The following is a 2,928-nucleotide window of genomic DNA, read 5'->3' on the forward strand; positions in this document are numbered from 1 at the left end:
AGAGCGGGTTCGGCGAATGGTCGTCGACGGCGAGTTGGACGCAGTCGACGGGAGCACGTTGAAAGTCGCTGCCGCATCGGTGTGCGTGCACGGTGACAGTCCGGCAGCCGTCGACATGGCCGTGGCAATCCGCGCTCTCCTCGAATCTTCCGACGTCGAGATCACGCCGTTCACATGATCGCGATCCTGCCCGCCGGTGAATCCGCAGTCCTCGTCGAGTACGACGAACTGCCGAGTGTGCTGGGCAACTTCAGGGCTCTCGACGCCAGTCGGATCCCCGGAGTGATCGACCTGATTCCCGCGGCGCGAACCATCTTGATCGAGTACGACAACACGATCACCGCGCACCAACTGGTGGAGAAATGGGTACGTGGGGCCGTACCGATCGAACTCACAGCTGACGAGAGTGGGCGGCCTGCCGTCGAGATTCCGGTCCGCTACGACGGCCCCGATCTCGTAGAGGTGGGCAAGCTGACCGGCCTCGGGGTCGACGGTGTGATCGACGCTCACACGGCTGCGTCGTGGACCGTCGCGTTCATCGGTTTCGCCCCCGGCTTCGCGTATCTGACCAGCAACGAGAGAAAGCTCGAAGTTCCACGTCGATCGGACCCGCGCAGGCAGGTCCCGGCCGGTGCAGTCGGGTTGGCCGGACCGTTCTCGGGCGTCTACCCGCGTAGTTCCCCAGGCGGGTGGCAGTTGATCGGAACGACTGAACTGTCGGTGTGGGATGCCGAGCGCCGCCCGCCGGCGCTGCTTCTACCCGGCACCACAGTCACCTTTGTTCGTGCATGATTTTGGTGCAAGCATGATTTTGGTGTCTTCACCGCGCTGTTGCGGGACAATGGATTCATGGCCTGGCTCGAGGTTGTGCGTACCGGCCCGCTCGCCACAGTTCAGGACCGCGGGCGGAGAGGCTACGGCGCCCTCGGGGTCGGAAGATCCGGCGCCGTCGACATGATCTCGCATGACAGCGCCAACAGACTCGTAGGCAACACTTTTCGAGCAGCAACCATCGAAGTCACCGCTGGGGGTTTCGCTATGCGGGCCGTCGGTTCGATGACGGTGGCAGCGACAGGCGCGCGGGTGCCGCTGGCCGTCGACGGACGGCCGGCACCTGACTACGCGAGCATCCATCTGGGTAGTGGCAGCATTCTCGAATTGGGTTACAGCACAACCGGGTTGAGAACGTATATCTCTGCACGCGGTGGCGTCGACGTCCCGCAGGTACTCGGAAGCAGATCCACCGACACGCTCTCCGGACTCGGGCCGCCGCCGCTCGCCGCCGGCGATCTAGTCCTCCTCGGGGCCGAGGAAGGGACGTGGCCCACCGAAGAGTTGATTCCACCGCCCGCACCTGCACTCGGCGCGGTTCCGATCGAGATCACGCTCGGCCCCCGAAATTCCTGGTTCACCGCCGCATCCGTTCACGCGCTCCTTCACACCACGTGGAAAGTCACCGAACACACCAACCGAGTCGGGGTCCGGCTACAGGGCCAAGGGCCTTTGCATCGCTCACGCACCGGGGAATTGCCGAGCGAAGGCGTCGTGACGGGATCCATCCAGGTGCCGCCAGGCGGCCAGCCCGTCGTGTTCCTCGCCGACCATCCCGTGACCGGCGGATACCCGGTCATCGCCGTCGTTTCCGACGCCGGGATTGCGTCGCTGGCACAGCTGCGGCCCGGCAGCACCATTACCTTCAAGGCCACTACTCGGCCGTCGTAGCGCTGATAGTCTCAGCCGCGCCAGCAATGCTGCCGGCGGCGCTCGGCCGTCGCCAGAACCTGAAGGACTGTCACACTATGAGCCCTAAGAGCAGCACACTTGCTCTCGGAATAGCGTCACTGATCACTGCTGCACTCGTCTTGTCCGGATGCAGCAGTTCGGAAAGCGGCGACGCCGTCTCCAGTGATACCAACACCAGTGAGACCACTGCTTCCGAAAGTTCTGCATCCTCGCCGTCTGCCGCTGCCGCGACGCCGACCTTGCGGGACGGAACACCGTTCATCGGTGAGCGGACGACGATCGAAACCGGCGACGACCCCGAAGCGCCGAGCATCAGCGTCAGCCTCCCGCCGAGCTGGACTCACGGCGAGAACATCCCTGCCGGCGTTACGGACGCGTTGTCCAGCAACAGCCAGGAACCCAGCGGTTTCATGCCGAACACCACGGTGACGGTCGAAAACCAGGGCACCGCAACAAAAGACGAGGTTCTTGCCGCTGCGCGTGAAACGATCGCCACTCTCGACGGGTGGACCGAGGTGAAGTACACCGAGCTCGACGTCGACGGACAGCAGGGTTTCCGCCTCTCCGGAACCTGGACCGCCCCAAACCTGGACGTTCCGCTCTACGCCGTCATGACGGTCGTCGCTTACCAAGCCGACGACAACTCGCCGGTCTACCTGGTCAGCTTTGCAAACCAGTTCACCGACACGACGAACATGCAGACCTCCAACCAGGTGGAAGAAATCAACACCTCGATCGAATTCGGCTGAGCACCTGATGGTTTGAATACCCGATCTCCGAACAACCGCGGCGGGCCGAGACTACGACAGTCTCGGCCCGCCGTTTCACAACTCTCGCCTAGCTCGAACCGAACAGGCCGCTGAGGGAACCGAGGCCACCACTCAACGAGCCGAGCGATCCGGTTCCGCCACCGGTTCCGGGGCCAGTGGGATCAACCGGATCAACGGGATCGACCGGGTCAACCGGATCGACCACATCCGCGGCGCGGACAGTGATGGACGGGCCCAAGTTGGCGAAATTCGCACTCGACTGGAATCCGTTGCCCATCACCGTGGCACCTACCGCCAATCCACTTCCGTACACGGTTCCCGGCGCACACGAAGCAGTAACCGTGTAGCTGGTCTTCATGGTCACCGGTTTGCTGCCGTTGTTGATCCAGCCGGCACTGGTCACCTCGAGCGTCGT

4 protein-coding genes and 1 pseudogene are annotated in these 2,928 nt (G+C 63.6%); 4 read left to right on the forward strand and 1 reads right to left on the reverse strand.

The window, feature by feature from the left end; all coding sequences use genetic code 11:
- The 4 genes from A2J01_RS34885 to A2J01_RS00960 all read left to right on the forward strand — a co-directional run.
- The coding region (locus A2J01_RS34885; RefSeq protein WP_197494131.1) for a LamB/YcsF family protein at positions 1–178 on the forward strand (178 nt) is incomplete at its 5' end.
- Positions 175–792, forward strand: coding sequence for a 5-oxoprolinase subunit PxpB (pxpB, locus tag A2J01_RS00950; RefSeq protein WP_007733990.1), 618 nt, complete (start codon positions 175–177; stop codon positions 790–792). The genes A2J01_RS34885 and pxpB, both read left to right, overlap by 4 nt.
- A 57-nt stretch (positions 793–849) precedes the next feature.
- Positions 850–1,722: a biotin-dependent carboxyltransferase family protein gene (locus A2J01_RS00955; protein WP_007733989.1), complete on the forward strand. Its 873-nt coding sequence runs from the start codon at positions 850–852 to the stop codon at positions 1,720–1,722.
- A gap of 77 nt (positions 1,723–1,799) precedes the next feature.
- Positions 1,800–2,492, forward strand: a complete 693-nt coding sequence (locus A2J01_RS00960) for an LpqN/LpqT family lipoprotein (protein WP_064111525.1) — start codon at positions 1,800–1,802, stop codon at positions 2,490–2,492.
- 88 nt (positions 2,493–2,580) lie between these two features.
- Here A2J01_RS00960 and A2J01_RS36710 read toward each other — a convergent pair.
- A pseudogene (locus tag A2J01_RS36710) lies at positions 2,581–2,928 on the reverse strand (hypothetical protein); the annotation flags it as partial.

The organism is Rhodococcus sp. EPR-134, assembly GCF_001647205.1.
In the GTDB taxonomy this organism is placed as follows: Bacteria; Actinomycetota; Actinomycetes; order Mycobacteriales; family Mycobacteriaceae; genus Rhodococcus_F; species Rhodococcus_F qingshengii.